General features: G+C 45.5%; 18 protein-coding genes. 3 read left to right on the top strand and 15 right to left on the bottom strand.

Features of this window, described 5'->3' with window-relative positions; all coding sequences use genetic code 11:
• Positions 1-46 precede the first annotated feature (46 nt).
• From ftsA to mraZ, 12 genes are all read right to left on the bottom strand, one after another.
• Positions 47-1,432, bottom strand: coding sequence for a cell division protein FtsA (ftsA, locus tag LZZ85_RS19485; protein ID WP_237875028.1), 1,386 nt, complete (start codon positions 1,430-1,432; stop codon positions 47-49).
• 92 nt (positions 1,433-1,524) lie between these two features.
• The gene (locus LZZ85_RS19480) at positions 1,525-2,604 is read right to left on the bottom strand and encodes a cell division protein FtsQ/DivIB (protein ID WP_237875027.1); all 1,080 of its coding nucleotides are present in this window, start codon (positions 2,602-2,604) and stop codon (positions 1,525-1,527) included.
• 31 nt (positions 2,605-2,635) lie between these two features.
• Positions 2,636-4,042: a UDP-N-acetylmuramate--L-alanine ligase gene (gene murC, locus LZZ85_RS19475; RefSeq protein ID WP_237875026.1), complete on the bottom strand. Its 1,407-nt coding sequence runs from the start codon at positions 4,040-4,042 to the stop codon at positions 2,636-2,638.
• A gap of 23 nt (positions 4,043-4,065) precedes the next feature.
• Positions 4,066-5,163 carry an undecaprenyldiphospho-muramoylpentapeptide beta-N-acetylglucosaminyltransferase gene (gene murG, locus LZZ85_RS19470; protein WP_237875025.1) on the bottom strand — a complete coding sequence of 366 codons (1,098 nt, stop codon included), beginning with the start codon at positions 5,161-5,163 and terminating at the stop codon, positions 4,066-4,068.
• Positions 5,164-5,325: 162 nt separating this feature from the next.
• Positions 5,326-6,612, bottom strand: coding sequence for an FtsW/RodA/SpoVE family cell cycle protein (locus LZZ85_RS19465; protein ID WP_237875024.1), 1,287 nt, complete (start codon positions 6,610-6,612; stop codon positions 5,326-5,328).
• Between the two features lie 141 nt (positions 6,613-6,753).
• A complete protein-coding gene (gene murD, locus LZZ85_RS19460) occupies positions 6,754-8,094 on the bottom strand; it encodes a UDP-N-acetylmuramoyl-L-alanine--D-glutamate ligase (protein WP_237875023.1) in 1,341 nt (446 codons plus the stop codon).
• Positions 8,095-8,410: 316 nt separating this feature from the next.
• Positions 8,411-9,682 carry a phospho-N-acetylmuramoyl-pentapeptide-transferase gene (mraY, locus tag LZZ85_RS19455; RefSeq protein ID WP_237875022.1) on the bottom strand — a complete coding sequence of 424 codons (1,272 nt, stop codon included), beginning with the start codon at positions 9,680-9,682 and terminating at the stop codon, positions 8,411-8,413.
• A 232-nt stretch (positions 9,683-9,914) separates the two neighbouring features.
• Positions 9,915-11,375, bottom strand: a complete 1,461-nt coding sequence (locus tag LZZ85_RS19450; RefSeq protein WP_237875021.1) for a UDP-N-acetylmuramoyl-L-alanyl-D-glutamate--2,6-diaminopimelate ligase — start codon at positions 11,373-11,375, stop codon at positions 9,915-9,917.
• An 85-nt stretch (positions 11,376-11,460) separates the two neighbouring features.
• The gene (locus LZZ85_RS19445) at positions 11,461-13,590 is read right to left on the bottom strand and encodes a penicillin-binding protein (RefSeq protein WP_237875020.1); all 2,130 of its coding nucleotides are present in this window, start codon (positions 13,588-13,590) and stop codon (positions 11,461-11,463) included.
• Between the two features lie 24 nt (positions 13,591-13,614).
• Complete coding sequence (locus LZZ85_RS19440) at positions 13,615-14,022, bottom strand: FtsL-like putative cell division protein (RefSeq protein WP_237875019.1); 408 nt, start codon at positions 14,020-14,022, stop codon at positions 13,615-13,617.
• Positions 14,023-14,130: 108 nt separating this feature from the next.
• On the bottom strand, positions 14,131-15,048 hold the full coding sequence (gene rsmH, locus LZZ85_RS19435) for a 16S rRNA (cytosine(1402)-N(4))-methyltransferase RsmH (RefSeq protein ID WP_237875018.1): 918 nt from the start codon (positions 15,046-15,048) through the stop codon (positions 14,131-14,133).
• Positions 15,049-15,053: 5 nt separating this feature from the next.
• Positions 15,054-15,509 (bottom strand): division/cell wall cluster transcriptional repressor MraZ, encoded by a 456-nt coding sequence (gene mraZ / locus LZZ85_RS19430; RefSeq protein WP_237875017.1) that lies wholly within the window; start codon positions 15,507-15,509, stop codon positions 15,054-15,056.
• Between the two features lie 324 nt (positions 15,510-15,833).
• Between mraZ and LZZ85_RS19425 the strand changes: the two genes are divergently transcribed.
• Positions 15,834-17,069 (top strand): S-adenosylmethionine:tRNA ribosyltransferase-isomerase, encoded by a 1,236-nt coding sequence (locus tag LZZ85_RS19425; RefSeq protein ID WP_237875016.1) that lies wholly within the window; start codon positions 15,834-15,836, stop codon positions 17,067-17,069.
• Positions 17,070-17,151: 82 nt separating this feature from the next.
• Here LZZ85_RS19425 and LZZ85_RS19420 read toward each other — a convergent pair whose 3' ends face one another.
• On the bottom strand, positions 17,152-18,501 hold the full coding sequence (locus tag LZZ85_RS19420) for a sensor histidine kinase (RefSeq protein ID WP_237875015.1): 1,350 nt from the start codon (positions 18,499-18,501) through the stop codon (positions 17,152-17,154).
• A gap of 308 nt (positions 18,502-18,809) precedes the next feature.
• On the opposite strand from LZZ85_RS19420, the gene LZZ85_RS19415 reads away from it, so the two are divergent.
• Both LZZ85_RS19415 and LZZ85_RS19410 read left to right on the top strand, forming a co-directional pair.
• Positions 18,810-19,361, top strand: coding sequence for a YqgE/AlgH family protein (locus tag LZZ85_RS19415; protein ID WP_237875014.1), 552 nt, complete (start codon positions 18,810-18,812; stop codon positions 19,359-19,361).
• 147 nt (positions 19,362-19,508) lie between these two features.
• Positions 19,509-20,237, top strand: a complete 729-nt coding sequence (locus tag LZZ85_RS19410) for a DUF4197 domain-containing protein (protein WP_237875013.1) — start codon at positions 19,509-19,511, stop codon at positions 20,235-20,237.
• 325 nt (positions 20,238-20,562) lie between these two features.
• On the opposite strand, the gene atpC is transcribed toward LZZ85_RS19410, so the two are convergent.
• Together atpC and atpD are read right to left on the bottom strand one after the other, a co-directional pair.
• On the bottom strand, positions 20,563-20,826 hold the full coding sequence (gene atpC / locus LZZ85_RS19405; protein WP_237875012.1) for an ATP synthase F1 subunit epsilon: 264 nt from the start codon (positions 20,824-20,826) through the stop codon (positions 20,563-20,565).
• A gap of 109 nt (positions 20,827-20,935) precedes the next feature.
• On the bottom strand, positions 20,936-22,435 hold the full coding sequence (gene atpD / locus LZZ85_RS19400; RefSeq protein ID WP_237875011.1) for a F0F1 ATP synthase subunit beta: 1,500 nt from the start codon (positions 22,433-22,435) through the stop codon (positions 20,936-20,938).
• Between the last annotated feature and the right edge of the window lie 200 nt (positions 22,436-22,635).

Raw genomic sequence — 22,635 nt, 5'->3', positions numbered from 1 at the left:
TATTGAAAGGATTTTCTATTTGTAAGCGGGGTGGATTTTTACTTTTTTAAAGGTGTTTGTCTTCTTCCTCTTTGAAAAGATCTATAATACCGTCTTTGAATTTGCCCCAGAAATTGCTGAGCCCGCGACGCTGACGTCCGCTGGTCTGCATTTCGTTCTCTTCCTCTTCTTCAAATACTTCTGGCACTTCAACCGGTTCTTCATTCTTCTTGAGATTTTCGGGTACTTCTACACGGCGATACTCGCGCTCAAACTGTTTACGGTTCTGTTCGTAATCATCATACCCTTTCAGAATAAGTCCGATACAGGTTGAATATGTCGGCTTTGCAAGCTCTTCAATATGACCTGCAGCCAGGTGTTCATTAGGGAACCCGATCCTTGCTGGCAAACCTGTTACATATTCTGTGAGCTGGATCAAATGACGCAATTGAGATCCACCACCAGTCAGTACCACACCGCCATTCAATGCTTTGTTATCAAGGCCTACCTGTTTCAGATGATAAGTCACAAAATCCATGATCTCACTCATTCTCGCCTGGATGATATTAGCCAGGTTCTTCACACTGATCTCTTTCGCCGGCATACCACGTAAACCCGGGATAGTGATATATGCGTTTGCTTTTGCTTCATTCGCCAATGCGCTACCAAACTGAACTTTCATCTGTTCTGCCTGCGTTTTCAATACACCAAGACCGGTTTTGATATCATTGGTAATATTTTCACCCGCGAATGGGATCACAGCAGTATGTTTCAGGATACCTTCATAGAACACAGCAAGGTCTGTTGTACCACCGCCGATATCAACGATCGCCACACCCGCTTCAAGATCTTCCTGGCACATTACCGCAGAGGATGAAGCCAATGGTTGCAACACGAGATCTTTGGTGAATAAGCCGGATTTCTCTACGCTGCGGTTGATATTACGGATCGCATTCTTATCTCCCGTGATGATGTGAAAGTTTGCTCCAATTTTCACGCCACCATAGCCAATCGGGTTAGGAATGTTCTGGAAATTATCAACAGTAAACTCCTGAGGGATCACGTCGATGATCTGGTCACCTGCAGGGATATATGTTTTATACTGATCGCCGATCAGTTGTTCTATCTCACGTTGAGATATTTCTTCGTCAGTTGACTGACGAACGATATCTCCGCGTGTCTGTAAGCTTTTTATATGATGGCCTGCAATACCCACGTATACCTCTTTGATATCAAGGTTAGGGTTTGACGCAAAGCAATTGTCCAGCGCAGTACGGATCGCTTTGATCGTTTCATCGATGTTTAAAACCTGTCCATGCTTCACGCCATTGGAGTTGGCTTTGCCAAAGCCAAGGATCTCCAGCTTGCCAAACTCGTTCTTGCGTCCGGCTATCACCGCAATCTTGGTTGTCCCAATGTCGAGGCCAACGATTATGGGTTGTTCGTTATTCATTTTTTATGTTGTTTTTAGTTGTTCCGTCCTGAAAAAACCGAATAGTTACCTGTTCAAGTGTCTAAAAGTTAAAGCAGCTTCCAAACTATTGCTCACTGGTTGCGCTTCGACATTACAGCCCTTGGCCGCTTTTTTACCGGCTCAGGGCTTTTCTTATCACGGTCTTTGTTATTCTTGGTCTTATTCCCTTCTCTCTTTTCTGGTTGGCGTGGTTCTACTACTGCCCTTTCCGGCTGTTCTTCATCAGACTCAAGATTTTCTTTTGAGCTGTCAACCGATGGCATTACCGGAGTCATTGGAGTTGGAGTTGGCAGTAATGCCTGTTTTTCATTCAATTCTTCCATCTCTTTGATCTGCTTCAGTAATTTCTCCACGTTCTTTCTTAGTTGCACCGAATCCACTTTCGGATTCTCGCTTTTCGCTGCCACCACCTGGCCATCAAACCGGACATCGATGGATTTGTATTTATCGAAGCCCGACTTGCTCAACACTTGCTTGTAAAAAACAAACAGGCGATTGAATTTGGATTCAATGCTCTCCCCGTCTCCTACTTTCACAACATGATTTCCGATCATCGGGATCATTTCCATTTCGCGGCAACCCGCGCCACAGCTGAGATCTATGTTGATCTGCGCAACCTGTGAGGACCAGAATGGGTTGCTGCTGATAAACAATGCTGTCTTCACTATATCTTTCATCAGCAAGCTATCGAAAGAGCCTACCATTTTTTTGTCCGGAAAGCCGGTAAATACAGGCAATCTCGTGCTTAACTTTTCTGACAATCCCATCATCTGGGCCTGGTCATCGAAATAAAATGAACGGCCATTTACAGTGAACACCCTCGCTACCGGCTCCCGCTCAGTCACCGTAACGTGCAACACATTCCTGCTATCAAAATAGATCTGCGCATCCTTCACCCACTGGTTGCTTTCCAGTAATTCCTCCATTCGCTGGAGATCAAATGCTTCTTTCGGCTGTCCTTTGATCTTTCCTTTTGTTGCAACTTTCAGCAACTTCAGTATATCCGCTTCATCGAGAAAGAAATCATCGCTTCTCACACCTTTGATCACAATAGCAAGATCCTTGCAGGTATCCTTCTTCTGCGTACCCATTGCAGCGATGAGCAGGGTTAGCATACCTGCACCGATCACCAGCCACATAGTGAAAAACATTACTTTCCGTATGGATATCCTTCTACTCAATTTATATGCCTGACAGCAATTGTTTGATAGGTGTTAACAAAGTATCTATATCTCCTGCACCTGCCGTGATCAACAGGTTGCCAAATTCATCACTGATATTGCTCTTATAATCTGTCCCGATCCACTTCAATAGATCGTCTTTCTCCATCACACGTTTATTATCGTTCTTCATCTTTTCCAGTATCATTTCACTGGTAACGCCTTCGATCGGCAACTCACGCGCCGGATAAATGGGCAGCAGGATCACTTCATCAGCCAGATCCAGCACTTCTGCAAAGCCATCTGCAAAATCGCGTGTACGGCTGAAGAGATGTGGCTGAAAAATGATCGTACATTTTTTTTGCCTGAATAAAGATCTTGCACCTTTGATCAACGCTCTCAATTCCTCCGGATGGTGTGCATAATCATCCACAAAAACCAATTTCTGGTTGCGGATGAGGTATTCAAACCTTCTTTTCACTCCACGAAAGGAATCTACCGCTGCGCGGATCTTTTCCTTTTCTATTCCCAAAGAACTTGCGACAGCGATAGCTGCGATCGCATTCTCCACATTATGCATCCCTCCCATATTCAACCGCACATTGTCGATCCTGTCTCCTGGCAGTACCACATCAAAATCATAGCCGCCATTATCCAGTCTTATATTCTCTCCATACACATCTGCCTGATCATTCTGAACACTGTATGCATATCGCGTATCCGGCAGGTGCTTCGCAAGATCTTTTCCTCTTTTCAATCCGAAATTCCTGAACAGGATGCCGCCTGGCCTGAGCCTGTTACTGAAATCGATAAACCCCTGCTCCACGGCTTCTGCTGTACCATATATATCAAGATGATCGGCATCCATTGCCGTGATCACAGCTATGTCCGGGCTCAGTTTCAAAAAGCTCCTGTCATATTCATCGGCTTCAATCACACACACATTCTTGGGATCACTCCAGAAGTTTGTGTCATAATTCACAGCTATGCCACCCAGGAACGCGTTACAACCAAATCCCGTATCCCGAAGCAAATGCGCCACCATCGTTGTGATAGTCGTTTTGCCATGCGTACCTGCAATACATATATTAAAAGAACCTTCCGATATCAGTTGCAACACATCACTCCGCTTCACGATCTTAGTCCCTTTCTCCCTGTAATACAACAACTCTTTATGAGTTGCGGGGATAGCGGGGGTATAAACGACGATATCCGCATTTTCATTCACTTTTGAAATGTCTTCATCATAGTGAATGGCAATGCCGCTGGCCTCAAGATCCCGGGTTAGGGGTGTCGGTGTTTTATCATATCCACTAACTTTCACGCCTTTCGCATGAAAGAACCTGGCGATCGCACTCATTCCGATCCCACCAATGCCGATAAAATACACTTCACGGATTGAAGCCGGCCCCTGGAAAGGGGATTTCATAAGGACAGTATTGGCTATGGTTTTCATTGCGCATTCAGCTTTTTCAAAATAGCCTCTGCTATAATTTTATCAGCATTGGTTACAGCCAGTGCTGCAATATTCTTTTTCATTTCTTCCTGCCGTGCTTCATCAGCAGCCAGCTCGATTGCCATCGGTACGATCTGATCCAGTGCCTCACTATCCTTCACCATCAATGCGGCTCCTTTATTGACCAGTTGCCTTGCATTGACCGTTTGGTGATCTTCCGCAGCATATGGAAAAGGCACGAACAATACCGGCTTTTTAACGACACATAGTTCAGCAACGGTCATGGCTCCTGCACGGGCAACAACAATATCAGCTGCGGCATAAGCGTATTCCATCTGTGTGATAAAATCATTGACCCAGACATCAGCTTTTCCGGCTACACGCGCTTCCGCTTTTGCGGCATAAGGCTTACCGGTCTGCCAAATCAACTGAAGACCTGCCCCAAGCAATTCATCAAGATGTTTATCGATCGCTTCATTGATCGTCTTAGCGCCCAAACTGCCGCCGACGACGAGCAATGTCTTTTTTTGGTCTCCTAAAGAAAAATGCTCAACTCCCTGTTCACGTGTCACAGACGTCTGGGCGATACCGGATCGCACGGGATTTCCTGTCACCATGATCTTCTCTCGGGGAAAAAACTTTTCCATTCCGTCAGTTCCCGTAAATACGATCGTTGCCTTTTTCCCCAGAAGGATATTCGATTTACCCGCAAACGAGTTTGATTCATGGATAAAACTTGGGATCCCCTTCGATTGTGCAAACCGTAATACCGGAAAGCTTGAATATCCACCTACACCGATCACCGCATCCGGTTGGAACGATCTGAAGATCGATCTGACCTGAAAGAAACTTTTGATCAGTTTGAATGGTAAGCTGGTATTCTTCAACAAAGAACTTCTGTTAAACCCCGCAATATCCAATCCCTCGATCTTATACCCTGCTTGCGGCACTTTCTCCATTTCCATCTTTCCCCTCGCACCCACAAATAAGATCTCAATACTGCTATCTGCTTTTTTTAAAGCATTCGCAATAGCCACCGCAGGAAAGATATGCCCTCCTGTACCACCTCCTGCTATAATGATCTTTTTGCTCAATTGTTTGAAAGGTTTATAGTTTAAATGTTTAACAGTTTAAAAGTTGGTACCCATTTTAGTGCTACTCATTAAAGAACTTATCTCCCTTATTTAGTATAGTTGCCAATGTTTATTGTTTATGAACCTCAAATAAAACTTTGAAATTATTAAACAAATAAACTTTTAAACTTCTTCGCCTCCACTCTGGCTTGCAGCCAACGCAGCCTGTCCTTCCGACTGCTCCACGTTTCTTGCTACACTAAGTATAATACCAATAGCAAGGCAGGTAAAAATGAAGCTGGAACCTCCCATGCTGACCAATGGAAGAGTTACGCCTGTTACCGGGAAAAGATTTACTGTAACAGCCATATTGGCGACAGCCTGTATGGCGAGAGTAAAGCTCAATCCCAATGCGAGGAAAGCGCCGAATGCATACGGACATCGTTTGAAGATCCGGATACACCGGTATAAGAAAACGAGATACACGAATACAATAAAGATTCCCCCCAGAAAACCATATTCTTCGATGATGATCGCGAAAATAAAATCGTTATAGGCCTGTGGCAGATAATCCCGCGTTGTACTGTTACCGGGCCCTACACCAAGGATGCCGCCCTTTGCGATAGCCATCTTCGCCTGATTGACCTGGTACATTTCATCGTTGTCAGGTTCATTGCTGCTGTATATGAAATTCTCCACCCGGCCGATCCAGGTGTTTACACGGGCAAACAAAGAAGAGGATGCTTTCTTCTGTACAGTCGCGTCCTCATCACCCGCACTTTTATGACGCATTACTGCTGCCATGATCAGGAATACGATGGGAATGGCAGCAATCCCAATTGTCAGCAATAAGTGCTTTGAACTGGCACGACCAATAAACAGGAGCAACATACAACTGGCGCCCAGCAATAATGCGGTCGACAGGTTTGCCGGTGCGATCAAAGCGCAAACAATAAAAACCGGCGTCATTACCGGCAAAAAACCCTGTTTGAAAGACTTGATCACTTCCTGTTTCCGGCTAAGCATCCGTGCGATGTACATGAACAGCGCAAGTTTTGCCAGGTCAGAAGTCTGCATCGTCATATTAATAAGGGGCAGCCTGATCCAACGGCTGCCCTCGTTCATCCTTACACCAAAGAAAAGGGTGTAGACGAGGAGGGGTATGACCAACAGGAATAGAATTGTTGCAATCTTCGAATAAAGTGTATAATTAACCAGGTGAGCAAAGTAAATGACCAGTATCCCGATCAGAATAAATGCCACCTGTTTAAAAAGATAGATCTCCGTATTCCCTTTATAGTTCTTATACGCCAAAGAACCTGTTGCGCTATACACAGCCAACAGGGAAACCAGGGCCAGTAATACAACCAGTGCCCAGATCACCTTGTCGCCTTTTGTTTTGCTCAACAGGTTACGAGTGTTGAAACTGTTTCCAATTTCGTTAAACCGTATGTCCTTTGTTACGTCCATTAACTTGTTTAGAAGTTTAAGCGTTTAATTGTTTAAAAGTTTAAAAGTTCAAGGAGCGGGTACGAGGTGATTTGGCGGCTATAGTTTTCGGATTCCTCAAACTTTTAAACATCTAAACCATTAAACTTTTAAACTTTCGTTCTACAGATCTTTTACCGCCTGCTTGAATTGATTTCCACGATCTTCATAATTCTTAAAGAGGTCGAAGCTGGCGCAGGCAGGGCTCAGCAATACGACATCCCCTTTTACAGCAAAATGAAAAGCAGCATGTACGGATTCCACGGCGCTGCCGGTGTTTACTATAGGGTTAACAATATCTCCAAAAGCTTCATGGATCTTGCGATTGTCGGCGCCTAGACAAATGATCGCTTTAACTTTTTCCTTAACCAGCTCTTTGATCAGCGAATAGTCATTCCCTTTGTCCACACCACCAAGTACGAGGATGGTTGGTTTGGTCATGCTTTCCAACGCGTACCAGGTAGAATTCACATTGGTCGCTTTGCTGTCGTTGATGAATTCCACTCCGCGGATAGTTGCCACAGGCTCCATCCGGTGTTCCAGGCTTTGGAAATCCTGCACGGCCTCACGGATCTTTTCCTTACGGATATCCATTGTGGCTCCCGCTACACATGCTGCCATGGTATTATATTGATTATGTTTTCCCTTAAGGGCAAAGTCGTATACACTCATGCTCGTGAACTCTTCTCCTGTCCGAACATACATATCTCCGTCCTTGATAAATGCGCCTTTGTTAACTTCTGTTTTCATACTGATTGGCAGTTGGTTTGAGTGAATATCGAACTGGTTAATATATCTCATTGTGATCTCATCATCCGCGCAGTAAATGAACTGGTCAGATTCCTGCTGGTTCATTGCTATGCGGAACTTGCTACGGATATAATTTTCAAATTTATAATCGTAGCGGTCCAGGTGGTCTTCAGTGATATTGGTAAGAATGGCGATATCCGGCCTGAACTCATGGATATCGTCCAATTGAAAACTGCTGATCTCTGCAACATAAAGCGGCTTTGGATCCTCGGCCACCTGTCTTGCAAAAGAGTAGCCGATATTACCAACAAGGGCCGCTTCAAGTCCTGCTTTGACACAGATATGATAAGTCAGCGCAGTCGTAGTTGTTTTTCCGTTGCTCCCTGTGATCGCGATGATCCTGCTGTTCCCTTTGAACCGGTAGGCAAGTTCTATTTCACTGATCACCGGTATTCCTTTCTTCCGGATCTTCCTGACGATCTCATTCTTCTCAGGAATACCCGGGCTCTTCATTACTTCATCGGCGGAAAGGATCTTCTCTTCTGTATTCATTCCTTCTTCAAATGCAATTCCCGCCTGCTCCAGATCATTACGATAATTGTTCTTCAAAGAACCTCCGTCTGAAACGAATACGTCATATCCTTTCTGCTTTGCCAGGAGTGCGGCACCTACGCCGCTTTCCCCACCACCTAGTATGACTAAACGTTTCGTCATTGTTTTATCCTGCTCTGCCCGTCTTCACCAGGGTTCTGGCGGGCGTTGTCCACTGTGATTTCAGCGCAGATGTACCTAATCCCTCAGCATAATGAAATGTTTAGGAATTAATTCCTCTGGCACATCTGTACGGAAATTGGTTCTTCACGGGCATTAGGTCGGAATGCACCACAATACCTTCAAATCAGAGTCTGTTCTCAAAAGATCAGCAGTTTGGTTTTTCATTAAATCCTTGCTGTCTGTCATCTTTCCTTCAGGAAAGATCCAGGCTTATTATCTTGAATCGTCTTACCGTATTCCTGCTCAGACCCGCCCTTTATCTCAACTTCAACGTCACGATACTTAATACAACGCAAAGGATCGTTACAATCCAGAACCTCGTTACGATCTTCGCCTCATGATATCCTTTCTTCTGAAAGTGATGGTGAAGCGGGCTCATCAGAAAGATCCGTTTACCCACTCCAAATTTTTTCTTCGTATACTTAAAGTAGCTTACCTGCATCATCACACTTACCAGTTCCACCAGGAATACACCACAAAAGATCGGGATCAGCAATTCCTTGTGCACAATGATCGCCAGTGAGGCGATGATCCCTCCCAATGTCAAACTCCCTGTATCACCCATGAATACCTGCGCCGGGTAAGAGTTGTACCACAAGAAGCCGATACAAGCCCCGATCATGGACGCAATAAATATCGACAACTCATCCAACCCCGGTATATACATTATATTAAGGTAGTCGGCGAAAAAGAAGTTACCACTGGCATAAGCGAATATGCCCAAACAGACTCCTATCAATGCCGAGGTTCCCGTAGCCAGCCCATCCAATCCGTCCGTGATGTTTGCACCGTTGGAAACCGCCGTGATGATAAAGATTACCACACCGATATACAACAGCCATGAATAGTCACGCAAGGATTCAGGCAACAACTTTGTATAGTTGAACTCGTGGCTTTTTACAAAAGGGATCGTTGTGATCGGATCTTTTGTTTCTACAAAATATTTTGTCTTGCCATTGACCACCCGTTCGATCACATCTCCGCCCTTTGGATTCCCCTGGTATTCCCTCCAGATCTTCACGTTGCTATTAAAATAAAGAACTGCTCCTATCGTGATACCCAAACCCACCTGGCCCAGGATCTTGAACCATCCGGCCAAACCGTCCTTATCACCTTTTACATATTTCACACCCTGCTGTTGCGCGATCTTCTTTGCACGCAGCTTCAGGTAATCATCAATGAATCCGATAATGCCCAACCAGATCGTTGCCACCAGCATCAGGATAATGTATACCGATGTCAGCCTTGCAAACAGGATCGTTGGTATGATGATCGCGAGAATGATCACGATCCCACCCATTGTCGGTGTTCCTTTCTTCACCTGCTCACCCGCGAGTCCAAGATCTCTGACCGTTTCACCCAGTTGCTTTTTCTGTAAGAACCTGATCAGTTTCTTACCGTAAAAAGCAGTGATAAATAAAGACAACAAAACAGCCAGCATCACTCTGAAAGAGATGAATCGGAAAAGTTCGCTTCCGGCAAACTTGTACCCCTGATCTTTTAACCATTCAAATAAGTGATACAGCATTGTTGGCTTTGTTTATAGTTGGATGTTGGATCTGTCTGCGATCTGAGACAGGATATTGGTATGTTGTTACAGGATGCCCGGGACCAGATGTTGATACCGTCCATGGAATTCAGTATCCGGCACCGGGTATCCTGTAAGAATTAAAAATTCAAAATAAAAAGTAAAAATTGTCTCTTCAGAATGCGTTATGCTTTAGTGACTTTGCCAGTAAAAGTTTTTTGCCTTTTAATTTTTACTTATCCAGTAATTCAAACATCTCCCTCACTACTTCTTTATCGTCAAAATGATTTCTTACTCCTTTTATTTCCTGGTATTTCTCGTGTCCTTTACCAGCTATTAATATGATATCTTCTTTTCCTGCCAGGCTGATCGCTGTTTTGATCGCTTCTTTTCTGTCAGCGATCGACAGGTACTTTCTTCTTGCGGCCGGTGGAAGTCCGTCTTCCATATCTTTTATGATCTGCGCCGGATCTTCACTTCTCGGATTGTCGCTGGTAAATACTACCTTATCACTGTGCTCTATCGCTACTTCGGCCATGATCGGCCTTTTCGTTTTATCCCTGTCTCCCCCGCATCCTACTACTGTGATCACCTGCTCGAATCCCCGCTTCAGCTTCTTGATCGTTGCCAGCACATTCAGTAATGCATCTGGTGTATGTGCGTAGTCAACGATCGCGATCACTCTTTCTTTGGCAGACAGCATATAGTCAAATCTTCCTTCTGCACCGGTCAGTACGCTCAGGCACCTCAATACCTCGTGCTTGTCCTCACCCATACAGATCGCTGCTCCATACACAGCCAGCAGGTTATACGCATTGAATTCACCGATCAGGCGGAAATGCACTTCCTGGTCATTCACATTCATCACCAGACCAGCCAGTCCGTTTTCAATGATCTTCCCTTTAAAGTCGGCCAGCGTTTTCAGGCTGTAGAAATACTTCTTTGCGTTTGTATTCTGCAGCATCACTTCTCCTCTTTTATCATCTGCGTTGCTGATCGCAAAAGCGCTGGATGACAAGCCGTCGAAAAAAGCTTTTTTCACCCTGATATATTCGTCAAAGGTCTTGTGGTAGTCCAGGTGATCATGTGTGATATTGCTGAACAAACCACCGTCAAACTCCAAACCATTCGTTCGATGTTGCGCCACCGCATGCGAGCTCACTTCCATGAACACATGGGTGCATCCTTCATGCAGCATCTCCCTCAACAAGCCGTTCAAACTGATCGGATCCGGAGTGGTATGCGTTGCTGGCACCACTTTGTCTCCAATATGATTATCCACCGTGCTCAGCAGACCACACTTATAACCAAGCGCTGTAAACAGTTTGTAAAGCAGCGTAGCAATGGTCGTTTTGCCATTTGTGCCGGTAACTCCGACCAGCTTCATTTTCGAAGAGGGCTGGCCAAAGAAATTGCTGGCAGTATAACCCGCTGCGGCGGAGCTGTTCTCCACCTGAAGCATCGTCACACCCTCGCGCGCTGTGATCTGCGCTTCACTGATAACTGCTACGGCGCCGCTTTCAATTGCTTTTTCAATGAACTGATGTCCGTCCGCTGCCACACCTTTGATAGCGATGAACAACGTACCGGGCTGAACCTTGCGCGAATCGATCTGAATATCCTTCACTTCAACATCTGTGCTTCCACTGACAGACCTGATACTGACTTTATATAGTATATCGCGTAATAGCACTGTTCTTCAATTAAAAAATAAAAAGTAAAAATTCAACAACAGCCCTCGTTATTTGTGTTTTACTATTTATCAATGACATTACCATTTATATCAAATCGATCGTTACAGTCATTCCTTTCGTCACATTGGTTCCGGGGCTTACTGACTGACCTGATACTTTTCCTTTTCCCTGGACGGATACTTTCATTCCCATATTCTCCAGCAGAAACAAAGCGTCCTTCAAACCCATCCCCCTCACATTCGGCATTACCTGCTGCTTAATTCCGGCACTCTTTACTACCGGTCTGTAATTAGCAGCATATACGCTACTCCAGTTTCCCTGTGCCGCTGAATCGGTATAACTCATATTGAGCGTCTTATACACAGTTCTGATGTCTTCAGTGTTTCCTGCGTAAAAGAAAGCTGCGCTGTCTTTTTTCGGGTTCCACTGTACAGGATCTTTCTTGTTCACATAACTGGAGTAAAGCTTTGTGGCAATTTCTTTGAATACCGGTCCGCTTAGTGAACCTCCATAATGTATTGCCGCATGAGGCTTACTTCTTATCACTACGATGCAGGTGTATTGCGGATCATTAGCCGGAAAATATCCTACAAAACTTGCCTGATATACGCCATGCTGATACTTGATATTACCATCAGCCACGTGCGCGGTTCCGGTTTTTCCTGCCACTGCAAAAGGAAAATCTTTAAAAACCGGACGGCCCGTTCCTTCTTTCACCACCGCTTCCATACTTCTCTTTGCTGCCTCAATTACTTCAGGCTTTGAAATATTTTCCTCGATCACGGTCGGTTCAAACTGCCTGGTCACGATCCCATCCTGCCGGATACTGCTTACCAGGTAAGGTTTCATCATGCGCCCGTTATTAGCGATCGCATTATACAACGCCAGCGTGTGCAATGGACTCACCTGAACGGCATAGCCAAAGCTCATGGTAATCATGTTCATCACTCCGCCGCTGCTCTTCTCAAGCGGAGCCACTCTTGGTTTGGGGATATTGGATAGATCTATCGGAGAAGGAACATCCATGTGATACTTATGCAGGTAGTCACGGAACTCCTTTGGATTTTGTGCAAATGCTTTCATGGCCAGTTTGCTCATGCCTACATTCGAGCTATGCGCGAAACATTCTTCAACTGTCAGCACAGGTTTAGGTGATCTTTCCGCATCATTTACATTTCTCGGTCCCACGATCATCCTTCCGGCGCTTCCTACTTCTACGAGGTCATTCAGTTTTGAAGTACCTTTTTCCAGGATTGCCATCAGCGTTACCAGCTTGATAGTCGAACCGGGTTCAGTCACACGCAATGCGTAGTTATCGTCTTCCCAGTAGCTTCCATCAGGGCGGCGGCCCAGATTGGCGATCGACTTGATCTTTCCTGTTTTTGTTTCCATTACGATCGCAGTGCCATACAATGCTTCACTGGTTTCCATCATTCTCAGCAATGCGTTCTCAGTAATGTCCTGTATGTTTACATCTAAAGTGGTGAAAACGTCTTTGCCGTTCTCAGGTTCCACTTCGAAGCCTTCTACCGGTATAGCGCCTCCGGCTGCAAACCTGATCAGGCGCTGTCCTTTCTGTCCAGTCAATAAGCTGTCATAACTCATCTCCAGTCCCACATTCTGCTTTTTCACTTTACCGTTGCTGGCGACATGCTCGCGTGAAAGGCCGATCGTTCTGTTGGCCAGCAGACCAAACGGTGACAACCGTTTACTGCTCTCTTCCACGATCACTCCACTTTTATTCCGTCCGAGCTTTACCAGCGGAAATTGCCGGAAAGCCTTATACTCATCAAAAGACATTTTCTTCTTCAGCGAATAATACCTGCTTTTTTTGCGGTATCCTTCTTTCAGTTCTGCTTTGTATTGTGCCGAACTTTTATCACCAAAGAACTTCGCCATTGCGATGGAAAAGGAATCGATATTATCCCTGAACACTTTTCCATTTTTATCTCTCAGACCATCTGCTTTGAAATCGAGATAGATATCAAATTGCGGAAGAGAAGTGCTCAACATGTGTCCATCTTCGCTATAGATCGTTCCGCGATCCGCATCCAGCTCTACAATACGCTGATGTAAGCTATCACTCAGGTTTCTCCACCGCTCTCCTTCAAACCTTTGGATATAAAACGCTTTACCAAGTATCAGCATGCTCAGCACCACGATGCCGAGAAAGCTCACATATACTCTCCACAATATGTCGCGCCGTGTTTCCAATGGTTAGCCTGCTTTATTTCTCCTCTATTCTTTTTTTTCTTCCAGTATCACCGGAGGTTGCAATAGTTCTTTCAATCCTAATGGCTCTACTGCTTTCACCATTTCGCTTTGCTTGCTGCGGAACATCACTTCACTCTTCACCGTTTTATATTCATACTGCAGCTCTTTTACTTCTCTCGACGTTCTTCCGATCTGTCTCACCGTTTTGTCTGCCAGGTGTCCGTTGTATATGTACACTACGGCAAGGAAGGTGAGAAAGAGAAAGAACGGTATCTGTCTTACAACAGCCTGGTAGTTCAACCAGCGTTTCCAACCCCGTCCGGTAGCGGCGGCTTTCCGCTTTCGCGGCTTCCGCTCTTTTTTCTCCGTCTCAGCAGTTTCTTCCGTTTCCGGTTCAACTGCGTCGACTATATCCTCTTCTTTCTCTTTCACGGGTTAAAAGTTTTAAAGTTTAATTGTTTAAAAGTTTAACTGTTTAAGGTTTTGTCTATGTTCGGTCAACTATTAAACTTTAAACATTTAAACTTTTAAACTATTCTTCTACACCATCATTACCTTCTCTGCAACACGAAGCTTTGAACTTCGCGAGCGGGAATTCCTCTTTTGTTCTGTATCTGATGGTATGACCGGTTTTTTTGTGATCACCTTCAGTTCATTCACCTGTTCGTCGTTGATAAAAGGATTCGTTGTCTCCGGCTCTTCAAAAGTGCCGCGACGGAAAAAGTTCTTAACCAATCTGTCTTCTAAGGAATGAAAAGTGATGATTGCTATGCGACCGCCTGGCTTCAGTAGTTTTGGAAGCTGTTGCAACATTTCTTTCAGCGCGCCTAATTCATCATTCACTTCAATGCGCAAAGCCTGGAAAACCTGGGCAAAATACTTATTGGGATTTCCTTTTACCACCTCACGGAGTGCATTCTTAAAAGCGTCTATGGTTTTGAGCGATACCTGTCCACGAACCGCAACGATCTTTCTTGCCAGTGTTTTTGAATTAGTGACCTCGCCATACTGTTCAAACAGTTTATGCAACTGCGCTTCTGTATAGGTATCCACCACGGTGAACGCTGTTACCGCCTGACGCTGATCCATGCGCATGTCAAGATCGCCATCAAAGCGGGTGGAAAATCCACGGGCCGCTTCATCAAACTGGTGGCTGCTTACGCCGAGATCAGCCATAATGCCATCAACGGCATTAAGCTGATGCAGACGAAGAAAACGCTGAATATGGCGGAAGTTGTGCGGAACAAAGATCACCCGGTCATCATCGGGCAGATTTCGTTTTGCATCTTCATCCTGGTCAAATGCAACCAGCTTCCCGTTTGGACCAAGCTGCTGCAGGATCGCGCGCGAATGACCTCCACCTCCAAATGTGCAATCCACGTAAATACCATCAGGTTTTATCTGAAGACCCTCGATTGTCTCTTCCAATAAGACTGGTATGTGGTACGTCTCTTCCATCAACGCTAATTATCATTATCGCCCACCATAACGTCTTTCGCCAATTGACTGAATGCTTCCGGTGAGAATGAATCAAAGAACTGTTTGTACTTATTACTATCCCAGATTTCAATTTTATCGCCCGCCGCCACCAACACAATGTCTTTCTGCAGATCGGCATGGGCTTTCAGATTGGCAGGTAGCAGTAACCTGCCTGCACTATCCGGCTCCACATAAGTGGCGCCATTCAAAAAATACCGCCTGAACTCCCTTGCTTTCGGATCGAAATCATTCAACCCCTTGATTTTGGCAAATAATGGCTCCCAATTTTTCACAGGGTACAGACTCAAACATTTTTCAAATCCCCTGTTGATAACAAAGCGATGTTGCTCTTCTTCCGGAAGCTGCTTTTTAAAGCCTACCGGTAGAAGAAAACGCCCTTTCGGGTCTAAAGTCGCCTCGAATTCTCCGAGAAAGTCCATCAGTGTCAGGGAATTGAATCAATTTGTCTATTAATTCACACAAAATAACACTTTTTCCCACTTTGGACCCAAATTTTACTTGCTTTTATTTTTTCCACAGCTTTTTTTTACGTATACACGTTAACTGGCGGGGCTTTCAGCCGTTTCCCGGAAAAATCCAGGAAAACACCGGTGGATTAGCTGTGGATTGCAGTGGATAACCGGTGAATTACAAAGATAAAATGTGCATTACCGTAGGAAAAGACATGATTATACACTGACGTGAATAAGGCCGCCTGCTTACCTTTGCCACTCATCAAATGCGACAGTTGGTCGCCATAACATATGCACCCGAAACATCTCTCCATTGCGGAGTTCACCTATGAACTTCCAAATGAACGCATCGCAGAATACCCCGTTAATCCCCGTGACCAATCGAAACTGTTATGCTGGGAAAATGGGCTGATCAGTGAAGATATTTATGCAAACATCAGCGATCACTTGCCAGAGAACTCATTGCTGATCTTCAATAACACAAAAGTTGTTGAAGCACGTTTGCTTTTTCAAAAACCAACCGGCGGCGTGATCGAGATCTTTTGCCTCGAACCTCATGAACAATACACAGATATCACCACCGCTTTACAACAAACCGGAACAGTCTGGTGGCATTGCCTGGTGGGAGGAGCCTCCAAATGGAAACCCGGCCAGGTGCTGCAAAAAAATATTACTACCGCAACCGGAGAGCTCCTGCTCGAAGCACGCTATGTAGAAAAGAAAACGGGTAGCTTTATAATAGAATTAAGCTGGCGCCCCGCCGATAAAAGTTTTGCTGAACTACTTCATCTCGCAGGAGCTATCCCGCTTCCACCCTATATCAAGCGGAAAGCAGAAAGCCCCGATAACGAAACATATCAAACCATTTATGCAAAAATGGACGGATCTGTTGCCGCTCCAACAGCAGGACTTCACTTTACCAATGACATCTTTGCTAAACTCCGTTCAAAAAACATCAATACGGCTTATGTAACCCTGCATGTCGGTGCAGGTACATTCAAACCGGTAAAAGCCGATGTACTTGAAGAGCATGAAATGCATGCCGAATTCATTGACGTCTCTATCGAAACGATCAGGCAACTGGCTGAAACAGTATCACATCATCAGGTAATCCCCGTTGGCACAACCTCGATGAGAACAATAGAAAGTTTGTACTGGCTTGGCGTAAAAGCGTCACTTGGCGAACCGGTCAATGGCTTATCTCAATGGGAAGTATATGACCTTCCTGTTCAGGATATGGATGCAGCGGAGGCATTGAAACAACTGATCAGATGGATGGAGCTCAACAAGCTTCAACAACTGATCACTAAAACGCAGATCATTATTGCACCGGGGTATAAGTTCAGAATTGCTAAAGGACTGGTGACGAATTTTCATCAGCCGCAATCAACATTGTTATTATTGATTGCCGCACTTGCAGGCAAAAACTGGAAAACAATTTATCAGTATGCACTGGATCATAACTTCCGCTTTCTCAGCTATGGGGATGGGTGCCTGATGCTTGCGGATCGGGACAAGGAGTTTTAAAGTTTAATAGTTTAAAAATGTCTGATCAGATGTTTTAACTTTTAAACCCTTAAACTATTAAACTTTTAAACTTTTGCCCCTCTCACTTCCTCAACGGCAACTGTAACGTGAACGTGCTTCCTTTGCCCAGCGTGCTTTCTACTTTGATCTCGCCGCCATGCGCATTCACCATTGTTTTGACATAGCTTAATCCAAGGCCAAATCCTTTTACATTGTGGAGGTTGCCGGTATGCGCACGATAGAAGCGTTCAAATACGCGTTTTACTGTTTCTTTACTCATACCAATTCCATTGTCTTCCACTTTTATAAAAAGTGATTTATCATTGGAAGAAGTAGAGATCTTTATGAGGATCGGCGTGTTTTCTTTTGAATATTTTACCGCGTTGTCAACGAGGTTATTGATCAGGTTGGAGAAATGAACTTCATCCGCATTGATCTCATCATTTTCCGCATCAAGCGTCACTTCTGCCCTTCCCTGCTTCTCCTGCAGCTGAAGTGCGAAGGTATCGATCACATCTTTGATCACTTTGTTTACATTGATCGGCTGAAGGTTCAGGTTCACCTCCTGCTTTTCAAGCTGTGATGCCTTCAGAATGGTTTCCACCTGGCGGTTCATCCGCTGATTTTCCTCTTTGATGATAGAGCTGAAATAACTCATCTTCTCCCGGCTCTGCAATACTTTCTCATTCTTCATCGCATCTACTGCAAGTGAGATGGTAGCGATCGGCGTTTTGAATTCATGCGTCATATTATTGATGAAATCATTCTTGATCTCACCCAGCTTTTTCTGACGCAGCATGGTATATACCGTAAGATAAAATGCAGCAATGATGACCACCGTAAAGAAGATCGCCATGGCGATCGGCATGCGAAGTTCTTTCAGTGCGAAATTCTTCCAGTTGATAGCTACCACATGCAATGTCTCATCCACCGCAAGGTTCTCCGCAGCCGACCCACTCGGGGCAGACAGGCTAAAGATCCGCGAATGGTTCATGCTCGTATCCTCATATATATCCAGGAAGTTCTTTGATACACGTTCAATCGTTCCGATCCCCGTTGCATTGCGCATACCACCGGCATACAAAATGAATTCGAACCGCATCCCTGCCAGTTGCTGTACTCTCAGCGCGCTGGCGATCTTGCTCTCCAGCTCAGCTGTCGTAAATCGTTTGCCGATCGTAACTGGCCTTAACAGCTCCGTGAAATCATCCGGGAATGGTGCATTACTCTGCGACGTGATCTTGTTGTTCCAATAGCTGCCTTTATACTGGTTCAGCTCCTGACCAACATTATCTACAGCCCTGTCGATCTTTTCTTTCACCTGTTCTTCTTTCAGCAGGATCATGTTCTTCAACCATGACAGCTGGATCAGGATAATACCGATCAGAGAAATGCTGATAAGAATAATAATGACAAGAAAAATTTTTTTCAAAACAAGTCCTCTTTATTTAGCGGAAAGATAAAAGGTTTTATCTATTTGATCCTGTAAAAATACTATAGATATGCGGCATGCGTAAGAGGAAGGGTGACCGGTGATGGAATTTAACGAGGCTTTTGTATTCGCTATCACGAATAACGTTGACCGTTGTCCGTCCACCGTTGACCGGGGGAGAGACTCCCTATACTGCTGGTCATTTTTTCCCCCGGACATCGGTGAACGGACAACGGTCAACGGACAACGGGCGACGATTCCGGCATGATATTTCTTCCTCCATAACCTTTATCTTCTTAAATTGAACTATGATTGAGCCCGGCACAGGTGTTTTACTGATTGCAGACCCGTTCCTGAAGGACCCGAATTTCCTTCGTACAGTGGTCTTGCTTTGCGAACATAATGAGGAAGGAAGCTTTGGTTTCGTGATAAACCGCCCTTACGGAAGTACTCTCGAGCAGTTGGTTCCGGAGATGGAAGGTTTCTCCCTGCCGGTTTTCTACGGAGGTCCCGTGCAGATGGACACCATTCATTTTGTGCATCAGTATCCAGACGAGATCCCGGGCGGCCAGGAGATCACTGAAGGCGTGTACTGGGGAGGAGATTTCAACAAAGCAATGGCACTCGTAAAATCAGGTCGCGCGGATAGCCTGAAGATCCGCTTTTTTATCGGCTATTCCGGCTGGGGAGATGGTCAGCTTGAGGAAGAAATGAAGGAAAAATCGTGGCTCACCGCTTCCGCTACCAAACGCCTTGTTTTCACCGATAATATCAATAATACCTGGAAAGATGCGCTCAAGCATCTTGGCGGTGATTATGAGATGATGATCAATTTCCCGATCGACCCGCAACTCAACTAAGAGAAGATGACCGATGACCGAAAGTATCTTTCTGCGGTACAGGGTTACAGAGTAAAAAGTTCGTTTGCTGAATTTGGAAAATTCGGACTACGGACAACGGTCAACGGTCAGCGATTCTTTATTTTCGCGCAATAAAACACTAACACTATGAAGCGCTTATTGCTCAGCATTACGCTGTGCTCCACTATTTTCCTGTCTTCCTGTGATACATTAAAGCAAATTGGTTCCGTACTGATCCCCTCACAGGCAGAAATGGCTGGCGGCCTCAAGGACGCATTGACACAGGGGCTTTTCTCCGGCTTTGATGCTTTCGCAAATCCGAACAATGGCAATCCCCTTTTGCGCTTCGCACTACCAGGTGACGCTGCGAAGATCGAAAAAACATTAAGAGACATAGGTATGACCAGCCTGGTCAACGAAGTGACCAGCAAATTCACCACCGCAATGACCTCGGCTGTTGTTGCTGCAAAACCGATCTTTCTTAACTCGGTTAAACAAATGTCGCTCACAGATGCTGCCGGTCTCCTGCTGACAGACAACCTGCATGCGGCTACCGATTATTTCAAAACCTCCATGTCACCCGCGCTGATGGTTGCGTTCCGCCCCATTGTTGACAGCACCGCAAACCTGAATGGCGCCAACAAAGCCTGGAGCAACCTTGCCAACGTATACAACAAGATCCCGCTCATCGGCAACAAGGTAGAAACCAGCCTCACCGACTTTATTGCCGCCCGCGCCATTGACGGCATGTTCACTTCCGTCGCCGACGAAGAAGAAAAGATCCGCACCAAATACGAATTCCGCAAAACGGATCTGATGAAGAAAGTATTCGGATATGCAGAGCAGGAGCAGAAGAGGAAGAAGACGCAGTCCTGAGGTTGAGGGTCGCTCCGGATTGATCGATGGCCGATGATCGATGGCCGTCGACCGTTGGCCGTTGTCCGTTGTCCGATTTTATTTGAACTCGCTTTTGATATGGAGCCTTCCGCCGACGGAAGGCTTTTTTTCGTCTCTTCATTTCATCGAAATCGGACAACGGACAACGGTCAACGATCAACGAAAAGAAAAACCCTTCCGGCTAAAACCAGAAGGGCTGGATAATAATAGTTTTCACAATCCGGATAGGCTGGTTTTCCCCAGTCTATTTACCCCTCGGTTTCTTAAGCACGAAATAAATCGGTAGAATAAGGGGGGAGCTGATCTAGGCAGCGTCCACCGGTGTTGCTCCCTCTACAAGTACAGTCACCTTGTTGTGTAATACTTCTACAAATCCGCCTTGTATATCGAAGAAAGCAAAATGATTTTGTTTATCCTTCAAAACCTTTACGCGGCCGGCCTTAAGGGCACTTACGAGTGGAGCGTGTTTCTCCAGCACCTCAAATGAACCGCTGATGCCTGGCATTTGCACACCATACACTTCGCCGCTGTAGAGCTTTTTTTCGGGAGTTAAGATCTCTAGAGTCATAAAGAGTTTGAAAGTTTGATAGTTCTAAGGTTTAAAAGTTTCAAGGTTTAAAAGTTTAAGCGTCCAGACGAACTTTTAAACTTTTAAACCTTTGAACTTTTGAACATCTTTATCCTTGCGCCTGAGCCAGCAATTTCTTACCTTTTTCGATCGCATCATCAATGCTACCAACAAGGTTGAATGCAGCTTCAGGGTATTCGTCTACTTCGCCGTCCATGATCATATTGAAACCACGAATGGTTTCTTCGATCGGAACCAGTACACCTTTCAGACCAGTAAATGCTTCCGCAACGTGGAATGGCTGAGAAAGGAAACGCTGTACTTTACGTGCACGGGCAACGGTCATTTTATCTTCGTCGCTCAACTCATCCAGACCGAGGATCGCGATGATATCCTGTAATTCTTTATAACGCTGCAGCATCAGTTTTACACGGTTTGCCGTGTTATAGTGAGCGTCACCAACGATCAGTGGAGTCAGGATCCTTGAAGTAGAATCCAGTGGATCCACCGCAGGATAGATACCAAGGTCAGCGATCTTACGGCTCAATACTGTTGTCGCATCAAGGTGAGCAAAGGTTGTTGCAGGAGCCGGATCGGTCAAGTCATCCGCAGGTACATAAACCGCCTGTACGGAAGTGATCGAACCATTTTTTGTTGAAGTGATCCTTTCCTGCATCAGACCCATTTCCGTTGCCAGTGTAGGTTGATAACCCACCGCTGAAGGCATACGACCGAGGAGGGCGGATACTTCAGAACCAGCTTGTGTGAAACGGAAGATGTTGTCTACGAAGAACAGGATGTCACGGCCTTTACCAGAACCATCACCATCACGATAGTATTCAGCGATCGTCAGACCAGACAGGGCTACACGCGCACGTGCACCAGGAGGTTCGTTCATCTGTCCGAATACGAAGGTAGCTTTTGAATCAGCCAGTTCATTCATATCCACTTTAGACAGATCCCAGCCACCTTCTTCCATGCTGTGCTTGAATGCGTCACCATATTTCATGATACCCGCTTCGATCATCTCACGCATCAGGTCATTACCCTCACGTGTTCTCTCTCCCACACCTGCAAATACAGACAGACCGGAGTACGCTTTCGCGATATTGTTGATCAGTTCCTGGATCAATACGGTTTTACCTACACCCGCACCACCAAACAAACCGATCTTACCACCTTTTGCATAAGGTTCGATCAGGTCGATCACTTTAATACCCGTGTACAATACTTCAGAAGCTGTACTCAGGTTCTCAAATGCCGGCGGCTTAGCGTGGATAGCACGACCACCCTCCTTTGACACAACTGGCAATCCATCGATAGGATCCCCTGTTACATTGAACAGACGGCCTTTGATCGCCTCGCCGGTTGGCATGGTGATCGCACGACCCGTATCTGTTACTGTGGTACCACGGACAAGACCTTCCGTTCCATCCATTGCAATGGTACGAACGCTGTCTTCTCCAAGGTGCTGCTGCACCTCAAGGACGAGGATATCCCCGTTTTCCTTCTTGATTTCCAATGCGTTATAGATCTCAGGGAGTTTGCCATCGAATTGCACGTCGATTACCGCGCCGATGATCTGTTTTACTTTACCTACGTTGGCCATATATATAGGAGAGTGTTTATTTTGGCGGCAAAGGTAAGGTTGGTAAACGGTTCTGCCAATTCGAAGATTTGTGATTTCGGGAGATTTTTTTCGACCGGCATAGTTGGAGCGCGGCGGACCGCAGCGATACGCGGCGATCGCAACGAATACAAGTCCTCCACCGCTGTTCTCCGCATCCGCTGCGTATCGCTGCGGTCCGC

Origin of the sequence: Terrimonas ginsenosidimutans, from assembly GCF_022012415.1 — a bacterium.
GTDB lineage: Bacteria > Bacteroidota > Bacteroidia > Chitinophagales > Chitinophagaceae > Terrimonas_A > Terrimonas_A ginsenosidimutans.
This window is presented reverse-complemented; position numbering and strand designations above follow the sequence as displayed.

Bases quoted from the DNA above. Each gene is read 5' to 3' on its own strand.
- LZZ85_RS19480 (WP_237875027.1), bottom strand. From the start codon at position 2,604: ATGTTTTTCACTATGTGGCTGGTGATCGGTGCAGGTATGCTAACCCTG.
- mraZ (WP_237875017.1), bottom strand. From the start codon at position 15,509: ATGGACTTTCTCGGAGAATTCGAGGCGACTTTAGACCCGAAAGGGCGT.
- rsmH (WP_237875018.1), bottom strand. From the start codon at position 15,048: ATGGAAGAGACGTACCACATACCAGTCTTATTGGAAGAGACAATCGAG.
- murD (WP_237875023.1), bottom strand. From the start codon at position 8,094: ATGACGAAACGTTTAGTCATACTAGGTGGTGGGGAAAGCGGCGTAGGT.
- murC (WP_237875026.1), bottom strand. From the start codon at position 4,042: ATGAAATCCCCTTTCCAGGGGCCGGCTTCAATCCGTGAAGTGTATTTT.
- LZZ85_RS19415 (WP_237875014.1), top strand. From the start codon at position 18,810: ATGATTGAGCCCGGCACAGGTGTTTTACTGATTGCAGACCCGTTCCTG.
- LZZ85_RS19410 (WP_237875013.1), top strand. From the start codon at position 19,509: ATGAAGCGCTTATTGCTCAGCATTACGCTGTGCTCCACTATTTTCCTG.
- LZZ85_RS19425 (WP_237875016.1), top strand. From the start codon at position 15,834: ATGCACCCGAAACATCTCTCCATTGCGGAGTTCACCTATGAACTTCCA.
- atpC (WP_237875012.1), bottom strand. From the start codon at position 20,826: ATGACTCTAGAGATCTTAACTCCCGAAAAAAAGCTCTACAGCGGCGAA.
- mraY (WP_237875022.1), bottom strand. From the start codon at position 9,682: ATGCTGTATCACTTATTTGAATGGTTAAAAGATCAGGGGTACAAGTTT.
- ftsA (WP_237875028.1), bottom strand. From the start codon at position 1,432: ATGAATAACGAACAACCCATAATCGTTGGCCTCGACATTGGGACAACC.
- atpD (WP_237875011.1), bottom strand. From the start codon at position 22,435: ATGGCCAACGTAGGTAAAGTAAAACAGATCATCGGCGCGGTAATCGAC.
- LZZ85_RS19465 (WP_237875024.1), bottom strand. From the start codon at position 6,612: ATGGACGTAACAAAGGACATACGGTTTAACGAAATTGGAAACAGTTTC.